Source organism: Streptomyces sp. CNB091 (genome assembly GCF_000377965.1).
In genome coordinates, this window is sequence record NZ_KB898992.1 from 283012 (window position 1) to 299690 (window position 16679).

General features: G+C 70.4%; 21 protein-coding genes and 2 pseudogenes. 9 read left to right on the top strand and 14 right to left on the bottom strand.

The window, feature by feature from the left end; translation table 11 throughout:
- Positions 1-46: 46 nt before the first annotated feature.
- From D581_RS0107400 to D581_RS0107425, 6 genes are all read right to left on the bottom strand, one after another.
- On the bottom strand, positions 47-1288 hold the full coding sequence (locus tag D581_RS0107400) for an SRPBCC family protein (protein WP_018956595.1): 1242 nt from the start codon (positions 1286-1288) through the stop codon (positions 47-49).
- Entirely contained in the window at positions 1281-1874 is a 594-nt protein-coding gene (locus D581_RS0107405; RefSeq protein ID WP_018956596.1) for a hypothetical protein, read from the bottom strand. The genes D581_RS0107400 and D581_RS0107405 overlap by 8 nt, the downstream gene beginning before the upstream one ends.
- A gap of 50 nt (positions 1875-1924) precedes the next feature.
- A complete protein-coding gene (locus tag D581_RS0107410) occupies positions 1925-2182 on the bottom strand; it encodes a gas vesicle protein GvpG (RefSeq protein WP_032752603.1) in 258 nt (85 codons plus the stop codon).
- A gap of 53 nt (positions 2183-2235) precedes the next feature.
- Positions 2236-2946 carry a GvpL/GvpF family gas vesicle protein gene (locus tag D581_RS0107415; RefSeq protein ID WP_018956598.1) on the bottom strand — a complete coding sequence of 237 codons (711 nt, stop codon included), beginning with the start codon at positions 2944-2946 and terminating at the stop codon, positions 2236-2238.
- Between the two features lie 2 nt (positions 2947-2948).
- Positions 2949-3383 (bottom strand): gas vesicle structural protein GvpA, encoded by a 435-nt coding sequence (locus D581_RS0107420; protein ID WP_018956599.1) that lies wholly within the window; start codon positions 3381-3383, stop codon positions 2949-2951.
- Between the two features lie 76 nt (positions 3384-3459).
- Entirely contained in the window at positions 3460-3771 is a 312-nt protein-coding gene (locus D581_RS0107425) for a gas vesicle protein GvpO (RefSeq protein WP_469224590.1), read from the bottom strand.
- A gap of 278 nt (positions 3772-4049) precedes the next feature.
- Between D581_RS0107425 and D581_RS0107430 the strand changes: the two genes are divergently transcribed.
- Positions 4050-4337 carry a GlsB/YeaQ/YmgE family stress response membrane protein gene (locus D581_RS0107430; RefSeq protein WP_018956601.1) on the top strand — a complete coding sequence of 96 codons (288 nt, stop codon included), beginning with the start codon at positions 4050-4052 and terminating at the stop codon, positions 4335-4337.
- Between the two features lie 109 nt (positions 4338-4446).
- On the opposite strand, the gene D581_RS0107435 is transcribed toward D581_RS0107430, so the two are convergent.
- From D581_RS0107435 to D581_RS0107450, 4 genes are all read right to left on the bottom strand, one after another.
- Positions 4447-4833: a VOC family protein gene (locus D581_RS0107435; RefSeq protein ID WP_026290296.1), complete on the bottom strand. Its 387-nt coding sequence runs from the start codon at positions 4831-4833 to the stop codon at positions 4447-4449.
- Positions 4834-4980: 147 nt separating this feature from the next.
- The gene (gene ligD / locus D581_RS0107440; RefSeq protein WP_018956603.1) at positions 4981-5943 is read right to left on the bottom strand and encodes a non-homologous end-joining DNA ligase; all 963 of its coding nucleotides are present in this window, start codon (positions 5941-5943) and stop codon (positions 4981-4983) included.
- Positions 5944-5963: 20 nt separating this feature from the next.
- Entirely contained in the window at positions 5964-6956 is a 993-nt protein-coding gene (ku, locus tag D581_RS0107445) for a non-homologous end joining protein Ku (protein WP_026290297.1), read from the bottom strand.
- 169 nt (positions 6957-7125) lie between these two features.
- Positions 7126-7872, bottom strand: a complete 747-nt coding sequence (locus D581_RS0107450; RefSeq protein WP_018956605.1) for a phosphotransferase — start codon at positions 7870-7872, stop codon at positions 7126-7128.
- Positions 7873-8009: 137 nt separating this feature from the next.
- Here D581_RS0107450 and D581_RS0107455 point away from each other — a divergent pair, with 137 nt between their 5' ends.
- From D581_RS0107455 to D581_RS0107475, 5 genes are all read left to right on the top strand, one after another.
- Positions 8010-8846: a helix-turn-helix domain-containing protein gene (locus tag D581_RS0107455; RefSeq protein ID WP_026290298.1), complete on the top strand. Its 837-nt coding sequence runs from the start codon at positions 8010-8012 to the stop codon at positions 8844-8846.
- A gap of 83 nt (positions 8847-8929) precedes the next feature.
- Positions 8930-9364, top strand: coding sequence for a cupin domain-containing protein (locus D581_RS0107460; protein WP_032752604.1), 435 nt, complete (start codon positions 8930-8932; stop codon positions 9362-9364).
- A 482-nt stretch (positions 9365-9846) separates the two neighbouring features.
- The gene (gene snpA / locus D581_RS0107465; RefSeq protein ID WP_018956608.1) at positions 9847-10500 is read left to right on the top strand and encodes a snapalysin; all 654 of its coding nucleotides are present in this window, start codon (positions 9847-9849) and stop codon (positions 10498-10500) included.
- 228 nt (positions 10501-10728) lie between these two features.
- Positions 10729-11292, top strand: coding sequence for a hypothetical protein (locus D581_RS0107470; protein WP_486585814.1), 564 nt, complete (start codon positions 10729-10731; stop codon positions 11290-11292).
- Between the two features lie 325 nt (positions 11293-11617).
- Positions 11618-11923, top strand: coding sequence for an Rv3488 family transcriptional regulator (locus D581_RS0107475; protein WP_018956610.1), 306 nt, complete (start codon positions 11618-11620; stop codon positions 11921-11923).
- Positions 11924-12202: 279 nt separating this feature from the next.
- Here D581_RS0107475 and D581_RS1000000141985 read toward each other — a convergent pair whose 3' ends face one another.
- The 3 genes and pseudogenes from D581_RS1000000141985 to D581_RS1000000139455 all read right to left on the bottom strand — a co-directional run.
- Positions 12203-12427, bottom strand: a complete 225-nt coding sequence (locus D581_RS1000000141985) for a hypothetical protein (RefSeq protein ID WP_486585815.1) — start codon at positions 12425-12427, stop codon at positions 12203-12205.
- Between the two features lie 121 nt (positions 12428-12548).
- A complete protein-coding gene (locus D581_RS0107485) occupies positions 12549-13820 on the bottom strand; it encodes an APC family permease (protein ID WP_018956611.1) in 1272 nt (423 codons plus the stop codon).
- A gap of 281 nt (positions 13821-14101) precedes the next feature.
- Positions 14102-14335, bottom strand: a pseudogene (locus D581_RS1000000139455) (transposase); the annotation flags it as partial.
- Between the two features lie 56 nt (positions 14336-14391).
- Here D581_RS1000000139455 and D581_RS0107490 point away from each other — a divergent pair.
- On the top strand, positions 14392-15048 hold the full coding sequence (locus D581_RS0107490; RefSeq protein ID WP_018956612.1) for a hypothetical protein: 657 nt from the start codon (positions 14392-14394) through the stop codon (positions 15046-15048).
- Here the strand turns inward: D581_RS0107490 and D581_RS1000000139460 are convergent.
- A pseudogene (locus D581_RS1000000139460) lies at positions 14957-15316 on the bottom strand (transposase); the annotation flags it as partial. The gene D581_RS0107490 and the pseudogene D581_RS1000000139460 sit on opposite strands and share 92 nt — an antisense overlap.
- Positions 15317-15436: 120 nt before the next feature.
- On the opposite strand from D581_RS1000000139460, the gene D581_RS0107495 reads away from it, so the two are divergent.
- Both D581_RS0107495 and D581_RS0107500 read left to right on the top strand, forming a co-directional pair.
- Positions 15437-15805, top strand: a complete 369-nt coding sequence (locus tag D581_RS0107495; RefSeq protein WP_018956613.1) for a BlaI/MecI/CopY family transcriptional regulator — start codon at positions 15437-15439, stop codon at positions 15803-15805.
- Between the two features lie 464 nt (positions 15806-16269).
- A complete protein-coding gene (locus D581_RS0107500) occupies positions 16270-16626 on the top strand; it encodes an NADH-quinone oxidoreductase subunit A (RefSeq protein WP_018956614.1) in 357 nt (118 codons plus the stop codon).
- The last annotated feature ends 53 nt before the right edge of the window (positions 16627-16679 follow it).

A 16679-nucleotide genomic window follows, 5' to 3' on the forward strand; every position in this document is an offset into this window, starting at 1 on the left:
CACGCCTTTCCGTACGGTGTCGGTGCGGCTCTGTGCGCGGGCCCGGTCACCGGTCGGCGGTGGCCTGACGGCGTCGGGAGCGCCGGGCCGGCCGCGGCTCCTCCTCCGTCTCCTCTTCCGTCTCCTCGGCCGCGGCTTCGTCGCCCTGCTCCCCGGCGTCCTCGTCGTCCTCGTCGTCCTCGTCGTCCTCGTCGTCCGCGGCCTCTTCCGCCGGTTCGTCCAGCTCGTCCGCCGGCTCTACGTCCTCGTCTTCCTCCTCCTCGTCGCTCTCCTCTTGGTCTTCCTCGTCGCCGAACTCCTCGTCCCGCGGCTCTTCATCCTGCGGCTCTTCGTCCTGCGGCTCTTCCTCCTCGTACGCGATGTCGTCATCCTCGTCAGAGGGCTGCTCGTCCTCGGACGGTTCGTCGGGGGCGCCCTCGTCGGATGCGGAGCCCTCGTCGTTCCGGGACTCCTCCTCGTCCAGCGCCTCGTCATGGCTGAGAACGACCTCCCCGTCACGGATCTCGCCGCGCCAGCTGTCGGTCGCCTCGCCGCGCATCATGATGAACTTGCGGTAGAGCTTGAGGTCGAGCCGGGCGCGGCGGCCCTGGGCGCGCCAGATGTTGCCGGTCTTCTCGAACAGCCCCTTGGGAAAGTATTCGAGGACCAGCAGGACACGGGTGAGATCGTCGGTGATCGCGTGGAAGGTGACCACGCCCTTGACGGTGCCCTTGGCTCCCTCGGTGGTCCAGGTGATGCGTTCGTCGGGCACCTGCTCGGTGACGTTCGCCTTCCAGCTGCGGGTCGACTTGGCGACCTTCACCTTCCAGTTGCTGGTGGTGTCGTCCGCCTTCTCCACGCTCACGACGCCCTTGGCGAACGAGCTGAACTCCTGGAACTGGGTCCACTGGTCGTACGCCTCACGGACCGGCACGCCGACGTCGATGTCCTCGACGATGGTGACGCTCTTGGACTTGCCCCCACCGGACTTGCGCCCCTTGCCGAACAATCCCTTGACCTTCTCCTTGACGGTGTCCTTGAGATGGGAGGCGCCCGCGCTCAGGGCGGCCTGACCGGGTGATTTGCCTTCCCCGAGGGCTTGGCCGCCCTTGGCCAGACTCTTGAGCGCTCCGCCCCCGCCGCCCGGCTCCGCGAGCTTGGACACCGAGTCGCCGAGACGGTGTCCCAGCTGGGTCACCGCGTGTTCGGCACGGGCCCGGAGGTAGTTCTGCAGTTCGTCCTTGAGGCGGTCGGTGGCCGGACTGTTGACCACGTCGTCCTTGATCCCGCCGAGCGTGGAGTCAGGCATCGTCGCCTCCCCGGGCCTTGCGGGCGCCGGAGGCGGCGGTCTTCCGGGCGGTTCCGCCGCGCTTGCGGGCGGGGGCGGACTTGCCCCCGCTCCCGGACCGGCCGCCGCCGCCGGACGAGGATCGGTTCCTCGACGCGGGCTTGGAGTCGGACGCGGCGGCGGTCTTCCGGGGGGTGCGCTTACGTCCCCCGCCCGTGTCCTCGTCCCCACCCGCCTCGACCTCGTCGTCGACGGCGGCTGTCCCGGTCTCGTCGTCCTCCGCGTCCGGCTCCTTTTCGTCGGTCCCGGAACCGGCACCCAGTGCTTGGCTGCGCTGCTGCAGGGAGTCGGCCAGGCTGCCGGCCCGCTGCGTGACGGCCTTGGTCGCCGCCGTTTTGGTGGCGTCGACCAGTTCCTTGCGCACCTGGTCGTTGAGGGAGCTCAGGGCAGGCGAGTCGGCCAGCATCCTGCCGAGCTGCCGCGGGTCGAGGTCGATCTTCTTGCCGAGGAGGAACATCCCGAACCCCAGGGCGAGTTTGGCCTTCTTGGTACGCCCCAGCAGGTATCCCCCCACCAGAGCGGCGCCTATCTTGGCGTTCTTCGTCATGTGCGATGCACCTCTGCTCTCCCCCCGGTCACGTGTGTCGTGGTTGGTGGTCACGGCGCGCGCCGTGTGCTGTCGCGGTACTCCTCGATCTCGTCGAGCAGGTCGAGGAGTTCGTCCTCGCGCCGGTCGAACTCGTCCTCGTCGACAAGGCCGTTGATCAGGTCCTGTTCCAACTGGGCAAGCCGGGCACGTACCGGCTCGGGGTCGTAGTACTCCTCCTCGGCGGCCTGGACGACCTGGTCGAGGACCCAGGACGTCCCCCGTACGGGAGCCAGCGGCAGGGTCAGGATGCTGCTGATGAGGCCCATGGCGAACACCTCCGCTCCTGGGGAGGGCCGGGCGGGCCCGGGCCGCCCGGCGGTCAGACGAAGCTGTACGGGGGCAGCGGACCGGTCAGGGTGAACGCGTACGCGTCGCCCCGCTGCTCCGCCTCCTGTCGGACCGCTGCCACGAAGGCGTCGGTCTCCGCCCGGGGCACGAGGAAGGACTGGTTGAGGAACTGCTGCGGGGCCGGCTCCGCGTGCGAGCTGCGGGTGGCGACGTCCGCCAGCCGGGCGGCGATGTCCTCCGCCTCCCGCTGGTGGCGGGCGGTCACCTCGCGGGCCACCAGCTCTCCCAGGGCGACCCGGTCGTCGTGGCCGCCCTGGGCACGCGTCCGTTCGTTGAGTTCCCGGATGTCGTCGGACTCGGTCATGATCTCCCGCAGGAGGTCGTCCTCGTCGCGGCCGGCCTTGAGGTTGTACTCCACCCGGCCGTCCAGCTCCGCCAGCCGCTCCCGGTACGCGTCGGCCTCCCGGTCCAGAGCCGCGGTGACCTCGTCGTCGCCGGGACCCACCAGTCCGAACCTCATCGGCAGGGTCGCGCCACCGGCCATCAGCGCCTCCAGGACACCCTGATGCGCCATCACATCGCGGCGCTTGGCGCGGAGTCCGGGAGGCGCGTCGCTGACCACGGCGGCCAGCAGGTCGGTGTGCAGGGTGCGCAGCGCGGAGGGCGGGTCGCCCACGCCCCGCAGGCCGTCGAGGGGCAGCGGGTGGTCGGCGCCGGTGATGGCGTAGATGTAGGTGGGCACCGTTACTCCCCGCTTCGCTGGGTCTGGCGGCTGGACGTCGACTTACGGGCCGGGCGCTTGCGCGGCTCTTCCTCGGGCTCCTCGCGCTTGCCCTGCAACGACTCGGTCACCGCCTCCACGGCACCGCTGAGCGCGCCCTTGGACTTGCCCTTGGCGCCGTTCTCCGTCATGTCGCCGACCAGGTCCGTGAGCTGGCTCGGCGCCTTGCGTCCGGACTCCAGATCGAGTCGGTTGCAGGCTTCGGCGAACCGCAGATAGGTGTCGACACTCGCGACCACCACCCGGACGTCGATTTTGAGAATTTCGATCCCGACCAGGGAGACGCGTACGAATGCGTCGATAACCAGCCCGCGGTCGAGTATGAGTTCAAGAACGTCGTAGAGATTTCCCGAGCCGCTCCCACCGGACGTCGCATTGCTCTGCTGAACGAGTGCCATGGGGAACTCCTTTCGGTGATCTTGTTACGTCTGATCTTGTTACGTCTGAGACTTGGTACGTCTGACGACGGAATTTTCAGCGACGGTCGATCTGGCCCCTGGCGTAGCGGCGCAGTCGCTCGTAGGACAGCAGCGTTCCCCGCGGGTCGAGTTCAACTCGGTAGGAGGCCATCACACTCATGGTGTCCGGCACTCTTTCCAGCTCGACCACTTCCACGTCCGCCGACCAACCGTCCTCGGTGGCCTTCACCGCGGAAACAGAACCCGGCTCGCACTGGAGCAATTCCGTGAGCTGCGCAGAGGCCTGCCTCATGGCGGTAGGAACGTCGACGCGCTTTCCGTCACGCTCTTCATCGGACTTCTCATCGTTCTTCTTCTCGGTGCTCATCATTCACCTGTCGCCGGGGATGACCGCTTGCGATCGGCCTCCGTCGTCCATGGCTGACATTCGCCTGCCCCTGCGCTCCGGACGTATGCATGAACGAATGAGCCGATGGCACGAACGAACGGGCCGATGGTGGCGAGCCGCCCCCGATGACGCCGGATGCCCCTGCGCGGCGGCGACTTCGGCGGTGTCGTGACGTGTCGGCGCGTCTCGTGTGCCGAGAGTTCTCAGCGCCCCTCGGGGTACGTGAAGCGGACACGTCGACCACGAAGGAGCCGGCCATGCACATCTCCGGACTCGTCAGCGCTCTGGTCATCGGTGCGGCGGTCGGCCTGCTGGGGCGCCTCGTCCTGCCCGGCCGTCAGCACATCGGCGTCCTGTGGACGCTCGTCGTCGGCATGGCCGCCGCGCTCCTCGGCCCGCTGCTGGCGTCCGTGCTGGGTGTGGGCGACACGCGGGGCGTCGACTGGTCGGAGTGGCTCATCCAGATCGTGCTGGCCGGCCTGGGCGTGGCCGCACTCGACCGCGCCCTCGCCGGAACCGAACGGCGGCCGCGGAAGCGCGCGTGACGTCTGCCGTCAGTACGGGTACGCGCGCCCCGCGGCCCGCCGGTCAGGCCGTCCTCCGACGGATGCGGTCAGGTCGCCCCGCGGGTCCGGGGCCAGATCGTCGCGCCGTTCAGCTCGCGCCGCTGGGTGCGTGGCTCAGGTCCACGACGCAGAAGATGTTGCCGTCCGGGTCGGCCAGGACAACGAAGTCCGGATCGGCCGGGTAGAGGTCCCAGTCGACGCTCTGCGCACCGAGACCGAGCAGTCGCCGGACCTCACTTTGCTGCTCCTCGACCGAATCCGTGAACAGGTCCAGATGGATACGGGGGCGTGGCTCGGGCGGGGAGTCGCTGCGCATCAGGGCGAGCGCCCGGCCGGAGCCGTCGGCGTGGTCGAGCGTTCGCCACGTTTCGCTCGCCCACTCCTGACTGGCGACCAGGTTCAACGCCGCGCTCCAGAAGGCAACCGCCCGGGGGATGTCAGTGACACCGACGACAGGCATTCCGAGTCTCAGCATGGGGCGAGCGTAACAAGGTGCTCCCGGGCGAACGGTGAACGGCCCTGATGGGCGGGGAACGGATGGCAGAGGTCGCTGATCTCCCCGGAGTCGAGGCCCGAGGCCGTACGGCGGATGCTCGACGGAGGACCGGCGGCCCTGCGCGACTCAGCGGAGGTCATCGGGTGTGAGGTCGGGGCGCAGGCGGTGCCAGGAGGGCTGGCGCAGCCGCCCGGCTCTGGTGCGGGTCGTGTAGCGGACCTCTCCGACCAGCCGGGGCTGCACCCACCGGGCCCCGGTCACCGTCGGCCGCTCGGTGAACGGGCAGGTGTCGGTCGCCGCGGCGTGGAGGAGGGCTGCGAGGGTGGTGCGTTCGGCGTCGCTCCAGCCGGTGCCGACGCCGCCGACGTAACGGAGTCCCCCACCAGGGTCCGGCCGGCCCATGAGGAGGGCGCCGGGCAGAGACGTCAGGCGGCCGTGGCCGGGCAGCCAGCCGCCGACGACGATGTCCTCGGTCCGCACGTGCCGGATCTTGATCCACGCCCGGGAGCGGACACCCGGCTCGTAGAGGGAGGTGCGCCGCTTGGCGACGATCCCTTCGAAGCCGGCGGTCCGCGTCATCTCCAGCGCCCGCTGCCCGTGCCCGACGACCGCCGCCGGGGTCGACCACGCGGGCCCGCCCAGGCCCAGGGAGTCCAGGACGGCGCGGCGCTCGGAGTACGGGGTGCGGGTGAGCCGGCTCGTGCCGAGGAACACGACGTCGAAGAGCATCAGGTGCACGGGCGTCTTCGCGGCCATGCGGGCCGCCCTGGCCCCGGAGCCGGCCAGCCCCATCCGGGGCTGCAGCCGCTGGAAGTCGCCGCGCCCCTCGTCGTCCAGGGCGACGATCTCCCCGTCCAGCACGGCGGGGCGGGGGCCCAGCACCGTCCCCAGGCCCGCGAGCTCGGGATAGGCGGGGGTGATGTCGGCGCCGGACCGGGAGCGCAGCCGTACCGAACCGTCGCCGGGCAGGTAGACCATGCACCGCTGCCCGTCCTGCTTCACCTCGTACGCGTACGAGGTGTCCTCCGAGGACGGGGGCAGCCGCCCGGGGGTCGCGAGCATCGGTGCGATGCGGGGCAGACGCGTCACGGAACCCTCTCGGTCCTCGGTCAGGAGGCGCTCCGCTTCCTCGCCGTGCGTTTGGCGCCGGTCGTCTTCTTCGCCGCGGTCGTCTTCTTGGCGCCCGTCTTCTGACCGGTTGCCTTCCTGGACGCCGCCGTCTTCCGGCCGGCGGCCGGTTTCCCGGAGGCCGTCTTCGTCGATGCGGTCTTCTTCCGGGGCCGCATCTCGTGCACCGTGGCCTCCCCGCCCCCGTCCTCCCCGCGGCTCTCCTTCGCTGCCTCGACCGACGCGTTCAGCGCGGCCATCAGGTCCACGACCTTGCCCTCCTCCTGCTCCTCGCCCTCGGCGGGCTCCGGAAGCTCCTTGCCCTCCGACTTCGCCGTGAGCAGCTCCTCCAGGGCGTCCCGGTAGGTGTCCCGGAACCCGGCGATGCTGTCCAGAGCCATGGAGTCGGTCAGCTGGACGGCCCGCTCGATCTCGTCGTCGTCCAGCTCCACCTCTCGCGGGGCCAGGGACTCGGGGCTGCGGATCTCGTCCGGCCAGCGCATCGAGTGCAGCACGATCGCCCCCTCCCTGACCCGCAGCAGCCCCAGCCGCTCACGGTTGTGCCAGGCGAACTTCGCGACGGCCACCTTGTCCGAGCGCTCCAGCGCCCGGCGCAGCAGGGTGTAGGGCTTCTCGGCGACCTTGCCGTCGATCGCGAGGTAGTAGGAGTCGCTGATCCGGATCGGGTCGACGCTGTCGGCGTCCACGAAAGCGACGATCTCGATGGCTTTCGCGGTGGGCAGTGGAATTTGGTCCAGTTCCTCATCGGTGATCGGCACCGTCTGCTCCTTGGAGAGCTCGTAGCCCTTGCCGATCTCGTCCTGCGACAGTGCTTCGCCGTCCAGCTCGCAGACCTTCCGGGTGCGCACCCGCCCGAGATCCTCCAGGTGGACCTGGCGGAAGTGGATCGAGTGGTCCTGGGTCGCGGAGACGACCTTCACCGGGATGGTGACCAGGCCGAAGCTGATCGCACCGGTCCACAAAGGCCTCGGCATACCTACCTCCATCCCCGCCACGGCTGAGTCTCCGTGCGGGCTCTCACGACCCCCACCACATTCTCGGCACCATTCGTATTCCGGCGCCATTCGTGGTGCTGCGTCGGGAGCCGTAACGGCGTAGGCGGCGGCCTTGTCGTTCCCCTCCGCGGCGAGGAAGTCGATCGCATCACATCCGGGATCTCAGCACGTCGACCTCACAGCCCGGAGCGAACGGGTCGAAGCCGTGCTCGATCAGCCAGCGAACTGCCAGCAGGCTTCGCAACGACCACCACGCGTGGATCACGCCGAGGTCGATGTCGGCGCCGTAGCCGGCGAGGACGTCGTCGAGGTGCTTCTCGTGCCCGAGCGTGAAGGTGGCGAGGTCGTACAGGGCATCACCCCGACCCGCCTCGGACCAGTCGATGATGCCCGTGACCTCGTCGCCGTCGAGGAAGACGTGCGCGATCTGCAGGTCGCCGTGCGTGAACGCCGGGGTCCACGGCCGGAGCGCGGCCTCGGCGACCCGGCGGTTGTGGGTGACCAGGTCAGTGGGCAGGAGGCCGCTCGTCACGAGCGACGCGCACTCCTCGTCGAGTTCCGCCGCCAGCGCGACGGCGCTCCGCCCGGCCCGACCGGGCCAGGGCGGCGGCGGCGCGTCGTGCAGCTTCCGGATGGCGGCGCCCGCGGCGGCCCACGCCGACGACGACCCGGCCGACGGCCCGCCGAGACGCCCGATCGTTGCTCCCGGGAGTGCGGCGATCGCGAGCACGGGCGGCTTGCGCCACAGGACCTCCGGGGTCGGAACCGGCGCGAGGGACATCGCCTCGACCTCGACGTCGATACGCGCCTGATCGGCGTCCACCTTCAAGAACACGTCGCCGACGCGCAGAGTCGCGCGCTCGGAATGGGCGACGACGACTTCGACCTCTTCCATGGGCGACCAGTATCCCGGGGATGGTCGCCGATGTCGCCCGGATATGCGTTCCAACGGGCGTGATCAGTCTCCGGAGAACCCGCGACAGTCGAACATGAGAGCCCGCCGGCAGACCGCCGGTGCCTACACTGACGAGGGTGGAGGACGACAGGGCTACGAGGGTCAATGCGCGTCCGGCGCCCGCCTTGCGGCGGTACGTCAGCTCGTATGTCGGTTTCGACCTTCGTGGGTTCCCGGCGGGGGTGCACTGTGGTCCGCCGGGCCGCGTGCTCACCGCGGTGATCAGCCTGTCCGACCCTCTGGAGGTGGCGAAGGGCGTCGACGACGCGTCACCGGTGACTCGATTCGGCAGCGTGGCCGGCGGCCTGATGTGCCGGTCCGTCGCGATCCACCACGACGGACGCCAGCAAGGTGTGCAGGTGTCGCTGACACCTCTCGGGGCTCGGGCCGTCTACGGCATGCCCGCCGCCGCGCTCGCCCACCAGCTGGTTCCCCTCGAAGAGCTTCTCGGAGCGCTCGGCGTCGAGCTGGTCGACCGACTTCGAACGGCAAGGACCTGGGCCGCGCGGTTCGCCGCGCTGGACGAACTGCTCCTGCGAGCCGTCGGCCGCAGCTCCGGCGGCGAACGCGTCTTCCGGGCACGCCCCGAGGTGGCCGAGGCCTGGCGCCGCCTCGTCGCCGCGCGGGGCCGTGTCCAGGTCGGGGCCGTCGCCGCGGAACTGGGCTGGAGCCGTCGGTATCTCACCGAGCGGTTTCACAGCGAGGTGGGCCTGCTACCGAAGACCTTCGCCCGTGTTCTGCGCTTCGAGCACGCGCACGAACTGGCGACAGCGCACGATCCGCTCCCGTGGGCCGAGGTGGCGGCCCTCTCCGGCTACGCCGACCAGGCCCATCTCGTTCGGGACTGGAGGGAGTTCACGGGCCGGTCGCCGACAGCCTGGCGTCGCGGGGAAGTCCTCCTCAAAACCGGGTAGTCGTCGGCCGGCTGCCCGTCGCGTCGGCTCCCGTTCCCTTTCCTTCAAGACCACCCGATGGCCGTCCTGTGACGATCGCCGGCATGAGACTCATCAACGACGAACGCAACGCCATCGACCTGCGGACCACCCCCGTGCACCTCGGGCTGGGCTCAAGTGCCAAACCCGTCGAGGGCTTCGCCTGGGACCCGGAGGTGCTCCAGGCCTACAGCGCCGCGGTCGCGGCGGACGGCGCCGAGGGCCGGACAGTGGCGATCTTCGACGGCGACGGCCCCGGCGACCACTGGGAGCGCCACCCCGCCGGCGACGAACTGGTCGTCTGCCTCAGCGGGTCGGTGACGGTCACCCGCGACGTGGACGGGGTGCCCGACCGCGTCACGCTCCGGCCGGGTGAGGCCACCGTCAACCCGGCCGGGGCGTGGCACGCGGTCGACATGGCGGGGCCGGCGTCCATCCTGACCATCACCGCCGGCCTCGGCACCGACCACCGTCCCCGGTCCGGCGCCCGCCCGGCCTAGACCCTGTCGTCAGACTCCCGCCTCCCCCGCGGCGCCCTGCACGCCCGGCCCGCAAGCGCCGTGACGAAGGCCGCACTCCTCGAACCCGCCGAGCCCACTCCCCGCGCCCGCCGTGATCGTTGCCCCGGTCACCGGCACGGCGTCGGGGCGTGGGCTCGGCCGGTCGCACCGCCGGGGCCACTCACCGAGACATACCTCGGCGCGGCAGCGGTTCGAGTCCGGAGCGAGGCGGTCAGTGGGCGAGGAAGCCCCAGGGCGGCGGAGAGCCCGGTACTTCCTCGCGCACATGGCGGCCTTGAGCCGATGTCATGGTGGCGCGCCCCGGGCCGGAGGACGGGGGGATAGGGCGGTGTCATCGCGAGTTGGCATCATTCCCGGCAGGTGTCCGCTCCCCCACACTCTCCCCGTACCGTCCCGCGCCCCGTCCGGTCAGCGGACAAACTCCAAGGCGCGGCTTCATCGGACAGTAGGAGAAATCCCCCATGAGACACGTCCCGACCGCCATCGCCTCCGCCCTTGTCGGCCTCGGCCTGGTTGCCGCGCTGGGTTCAGCTCCCGCGGCCTCCGCCGCTCCTGCTCCTGCCACCTCCACCCCAGCCGGCATCGCCGCGTACAACGGGTCGGGCGAGAACGCCGCCGCGAACCGGGCCTTCTTCGACGCGGTCATGAAGTCGGTCGCCGAGAAGCGGGCCGCCAACCCGGGAACCCAGGCCGTCACGGTCACGTACAGCGCGGCCTACGCCCCGAGCTTCCGCACCCAGATAGCCAACAGCACCCGGATCTGGAACAGCTCGGTCTCCAACGTCCGGCTTCAGGAAGGCTCCAGGGCTGACTTCACGTACCGCGAAGGAAACGATCCGCGCGGGTCGTACGCCTCGACCAACGGGCACGGCCGTGGCTTCATCTTCCTGGACTACCGGCAGAACCAGCAGTACAACTCGACCCGCGTCACCACGCACGAGACCGGACATGTGCTCGGCCTGCCGGACAACTACTCCGGGCCGTGCAGCCAGTTGATGTCCGGCGGCGGCCCCGGCCCGTCCTGCACCAACGCCCAGCCGGACGCCAACGAGCGGGCCCGGGTGAACCAGCTCTGGCAGAACGGCCTGGCCGCGCTCGCCCGCTCCGCCTCCTGACGGGAACTGATCGCCGCACCATGAGTGGAGGGCCGCTCCGGACGGGCGGACGGGGAGCGGCCCTCCACGCCGAGCCCGCGGCAGGGGCTGCCGGTTCAGCTTCGGTGCTGCGCCCGGTGAGGGTGAGCAGCGCTGCCGTGAGCGCGGTGGTGATGGTGGTGCGGGTGCGCCATGGTCCCCCCGGGGGCCCGGCAGCGCCGCGTAGGCCTGCGGCAGTACGGTCCATCCATGAACTGGGGATACGCGCGGTCGTGGACCGCAACGCTGGGTTGGGGGGACTGGCCCGCCTGGTTGGCTTGGCTGGTCGCCGTGGTCGCGCTGGTCATCAGCCTCAGGGCGCAGCGGGACGGTCGACGTTCCGCGAACGCGGCCGAGAAGTCGGTCACCGCCGCCGAAGCTTCGGTGGAGGAGGCGCGGTTGTCGCGCCTCGCTTCGGAACGGTCGGCCACGGTGGCCGAGGAGACGCTGGCCGATCAGCGACGCGAGGCGGCGGAGCGGCGTGCGGCGGAGGAAGAGGCGTCCCGCCCGCGGGTGGACCTCCGCGTCGAGTACAGCGGTGGCAGCATGTTTCTGCTGTTCAACCAAGGCGCTGCCCGCGCTGAGAACATCCGCGCGGTAGGAGAGTACCCGGCGATGAGGCCCTGGCCGGCCGGACTGTCGCTGGGCGAGAACGAGCCGCACACGTTCATGATGGCGGGCGACTACGCAGATCCCGTCCCAGCCGTGATCAAGGTGGTGTGGGACGGCCAGGACGAACCGGTGTCCCTCCGGGTACCGCAGAACGACGCCTGATGACCCCAGGTCCTGTCGTCGGACTGCCGCCGTCGCCCGGAGGGCGGATCGCCGTTCGGCCCTTCGCGTGCCGGCGTGGGCGTGGACGCAGGGGGCGCAGGGGACGCAGGGGAACGCACCAGGCTGGTCACCGACGGCCTATTGGTGCACGTCCGCAATCCCGTGTTCACGGCCATGACCGTCGCCCCAGAAGTGGCCGCCTCACCGCCTGACCGGCCGCACCGCACGGCCGAGCCCGGCGCACACCGAGGTCCGCCGTGCGGTGCCTGAACGGCTAGGATCGGAAGCCGATATCGGTTTCGTCACTGCCGGAGGTGCGGTAAGGGTGCGGGAGTTCCAGCGGGGCGCGGTGCGGCTGCACATCCTTCATCACGCGGCCGAGGAGGAGATCCACGGCGCGTGGATGACCGAGGAGCTCGCCTCCCACGGCTACCGGATCAGCCCCGGCACCCTGTATCCGACGCTGCACCGGCTGGAGGCCGATGGCCTGCTGACCTCGCAGCAGCGCGTGGTCGACGGCCGCACCCGCCGCGTCTACAAGGCGACCGAGGCCGGCAGGAAGGCTCTGGCCGAGGACCGCAAGGCCCTGGCGGAACTGGCCCGCGAGGTCCTGGGCAACGACGCGACCTGATCAGCCGCGTACCGTCGCCTCGGCCGGGACGGCGGAGGCGGCGTGGGCAAGGCGGGCGTCGAGGGAGTGGACGCCGGCACCGACGATGAGCAGGAACAGGCTGCCGCACAGCTGCGCGAGGTCGGTGCGCGATTCGTGAGCCGGATCCCACCAGCCGGACTTCCCGTCGAACAGCGGAGCGTCGCCCCCACAGGATCGGCAGCTTCGTGAGCAGCAGCGCGCCGAGTATGTTCACGATCATCGGCGCGGCGGCGAGCCGGGGCAGGAGACCGGCGAGGATCAGCAGGCCGCACACGATCTCGAAGAGGCCGTCGAGGGGTGCGAGGAAGCCGGGGCGGGTATGCCGGCCTTGTCGAAGCGGCCGGTGCCGAGCTGGTCGGGGCGCAGGAACTCCAAGACGCCCTCGGACAGGAAGATGCCGCCGACGTAGAGACGGATGAGGACGACGGCGCCCGGCGCGCTCGTGCCGGTCAGCCGGGCCCGCCACTGTGGGATCTGGGTCACGGAACACGCACCTCGCCTCGGCCGGGTAGCGCGTGCGGATATCCCCCGGCGGTTCCGGGATCGGGCACAACAGGCAGTCCGGCCGTTCCCCCCGGTCGGGGGAACGGCCGGAGTGACGGGGTCAGTTCCGCGCGGTGAGGGTGCGGCGTACGGCGTAGACGGCGGCGCCCAGCGCGATCACCGCGGCCCCGGAGACGACCGAGGAGACGGGCAGGGCGAAGGCCAGGACGAGGCAGCCGGCCAGCCCGACGGCGGGGATGAGGCGGTTCGGGCGGCCCTCGCCGGGGGTGAGGGTCCAGGCGGAGGCGTTGGCGACGGCGTAGTAGACCAGGACCCCGAAGGAGGAGAACCCGATCGCCCCGCGCAGGTCCCCGGTCGCGGCGGCCACGGCCACGACGGCGCCGACGAGGAGCTCGGCGCGGTGCGGGACCTGGAACTTGGGGTGGACGGCGGCCAAGGCGTGCGGCAGGTGCCGGTCGCGGGCCATGGCCAGGGTGGTGCGCGAGACGCCGAGGATCAGGGCGAGCAGGGAGCCGAGCGCGGCGACGGCCGCACCGACGCGGATGACGGGGACGAGCCAGTCGGCGCCCGCGGCCCGTGCGGCGTCCGACAGCGGCGCGGTCGCCCCGGCCAGCCCGTCCGGGCCCAGCACCATCAGGACCGAGACCGCGACGAGGACGTAGACGACGAGGGTGACGCCCAGCGCGATCGGAATCGCCCGAGGGATCGTGCGGGCCGGATCGCGGACCTCCTCGCCCAACGTGGCGATGCGCGCATACCCGGCGAACGCGAAGAACAGCAGCCCCGCCGCCTGGAGCACCCCGCCCACGGTCGCGTCATCGCCGACGTCCAGCCGGGCCGCGTCCGTCGCACCGGAGGTGAGGGCGACGACCACCACGGCAGCGAGGGCCGCCAAGACCACGGCCACGATCGCGCGAGTCAGCAGCGCGGACTTCCGCACCCCGGCATAGTTCACCGCCGTCAGCGCCACCACGGCGGCGACCGCGACCGCGCGCTCCTGACCGGGCCAGACGTACGAGCCGACGGTGAGCGCCATGGCCGCGCAGGAGGCCGTCTTGCCGACGATGAAGCCCCAGCCTGCCAAGTAGCCCCAGAATTCACCGAGCCGCTCGCGCCCGTAGACGTAAGTGCCGCCCGACGCCGGATACCGAGCCGCGAGCCGCGCGGAGGAGGTGGCGTTGCAGTAGGCGACCACAGCCGCCAGCGCCAGACCGATCAACAGCCCGGAACCGGCGGCGCGTGCGGCAGGGGCGAGCGCGGCGAAGATTCCTGCGCCGATCATCGACCCCAGACCGATCATGACGGCGTCGGGCACACCGAGCGTCCGCTGCAACTCCTCGGGGACACTGCCGGCGGTCGATGGCTTGCTCATGAGCACACTCCTCAGTGACACAACGCCGCACACTTTACGACTTCCGATATCGGCAGACGATATATCAGTGCGGAGTGATACCCGGGGCCGGAGTCCGACGCTGCGCAACTCGGGCCCGCCGTACGAGAGCGGGGCCGCGGCGCGTTACGGGTCGCCGGGCCGCAACCATGCCGGGGACCATGGCGGCATGCCGTCCGCGGGTCTCCTGGAAGGCCTGTTTCTCCCCGTGACAAGTGGGTCCGTGGCCCCCGGCCCGCCGGCTCGGGTTTCCGGAAGGGACGCCAGGCGACGAAGTCGTGGGTGCCGCCCGCGGAGTCGGTGCGGATCAGGGTCCGGTGCCCGCGCCGGTACTTCTTGGGCAGCTGGGCCAGGGCCAGTTGGGTTGCGGTGATATGGTCGGCCGCCGTGTTCGAGCCCGCGTTGCCTGGTCTGAGCAGGGCCGCAACCGGTTCGCCCGTGCCACCCGGTCCATGGTCAACGAACCCCATCAGCGGGTGGTGACCGTAGGCCCGCTTCATGAAAGCGCGAGGTTTAAGCTCGACCCCACCCCCCAGCGAACGGACGCCCCTCCATGACCAACGGCCTCACCTGGATAGGCGCCCACGCCCACACCGCCACGCCCGTCCCCGGAATGCGCGGCGGCATCTCCCTCACCCTCGCCCGAGGCATCGACCCTGACGAGTTCCTCATCAACCTCGGGGCCGACCTCGATCAGCTCGCCGCCGGCACCCCGCTGGCCGAACTGCGCAGCCGGCCCACCCCGCCCGGCCACGACCTCACCCGCTACGCCTACGCGATGTACGGCAGCCAGGGTGAGTGGACATACGTGCTGGAGAACGACCACGCCGCGACCTGGGCAACCGGCTTCCGCCGTGTCCCCTCGATGAGGCCCGACCCGGGTGAGGAGATCCTGTGCGCCAGCCGGAACCTGTACAGCCCGCCCGCCGCGATCCTGCACGTCGAAGGCGACGAGGTGATACGCCGCGCAGAGTTCGGCACCACCACCGGCCACGAGTCGGCGTTGGACGCGGCGCTCACCGCCGCCGGCGCCGTCTTCCCCTCCATCCCCGACGCCACCGCCGACGAGGTAACCGCCTACTACGAACAGCACGGCGCGCGCCTGCCCACCCTGGTGTTCACCGCGCTGGGCGCGTACACGGGGCTGAGCATCGACCAGGATGCCGCACAGGCCGGGAATCTCCCCGCCGTCCACCTCCCCACTCCTTGAGCGATCTGTCGGAGATCTTGTGCGCGCGGCTCATTCGCCTCGCCGCCACCAGCATTCCCAGGTCAGGCCGCGGGCATCGAGGTACTGCTGGAAGGTCGTGGGGCGTCGGGGGCGGTTGGGGATGGCGAGTTGCGCGCGAGGCGAGGCGTTCGATGTTGATGGCGATGCCGGTCAGGACGTGCTGCACGTGTGTCCTGCGGTGGCCGTGGCAGCGCCTGCGGCGGGCCCGGTGTCCGTTGACGAACTCGCAGATGGCGCCTTCGACTCCGGACCGGGTGGCGCGCTACGCGTCAAGCTGGTCAGACTTGCCACGCATCCGTCTCGCCTCGACCGATCGAACTGCCGTCTACCATGGCTTACGTACATCGGCAGTGGAAAGGGCGGGCTCATGCGACGGCTGGGGGAGCTCGAGGCGGAGATCATGGACTGCCTCTGGCGATGGAATCGACCCGCGACGGTGCGTGAAGTCGTCGATGACATCAATGAACGCCGACCTGTCGCCTACACCACGGTGATGACCGTCGCCACCATTCTCTTCAACAAGGGCTGGCTGCTCCGTGGCAAGCAGGGCCGGGCCTGGCTCTACACGCCGGTTCGCAGCCGAGAGGCGTACTCGGCCGCTCTCATGGAGGACGCTCTGGGTGCGAGCGAGGATCGTCCGGTCGCCTTGGCCCACTTCGTGGAGCGGATGTCCGAAGAAGAGGTCGCCGCTCTGCGGAAGGCGCTGCGGACCAGTGGACGGCAGACCAAGGCGTGAACGCCGCGCCCGCGCTCATCGGCTATGCGGCGGCCATCTGCTATGTCGCCCCGCAGGCGATGCTACGCAGCAGCTGGCCCCACCGAGCCCCCGCGCCTGCCGCATCCGTCTGACAGGCACTCGCCGTGTCCTTCGCGATGTCAGTCGCTCTGGGCGCGTACCAACTTCTATCGCCCACCGAACACCTTCACGCAGGGCTGGTGGGGATACTGCACGGGCGCCACTGTGGCCGGCTGCATGCCGCCATGATCGGGCACGCCTCCCCCGCCGCGTACTGCCTGCCTGGACACGGGAAATAGGCAGCCCTCGTACAGTCGTCTGCTCCCTGGGCTCAACCAGCCGAACGAATATAACCCGACATATTCCGCTTCTAGGCGTTTCGCGCACCGAGTGGAAGACACCACTGGCAGTCTGCGTCACGACGGCGGTCAGGGATGGTCCGGGGGCAGGACGCAGGGGGCTGAGTGAGCGGCTACGAGTGGCAGCCGGTGCTGATCCTCCTCGGTGTGACTGCGACGAGCCTCGCCCTTCTCTACGGCGTCGGCGCCTCACTGAGGGTGACGCGTGAGCTGCTGAACACGAGACCGTTCAGCGGGGGCCTCGATCCGGACGAGCATCCGTTCTCCCGGTTCCACGTGCGCTGGTACCCGGTGACCATGATCTTCCTGGCCTTCGACATGGAGATGTTGTTCATGTACCCGTGGACGAAGGTGGTGAGTACGGTCGGCGTCAGCGCCGTCATGGAGATGTTCCTCTTCCTCGGCGTACTTCTCGCAGGCGTGGCATACGCATGGCGGGAGGGGGCGTTCCGATGGAGTTGAGGTCCACGGCCGCACGCCTGGCGGTGGCCCACCCCGGGGTCCTGCTGGCAGCC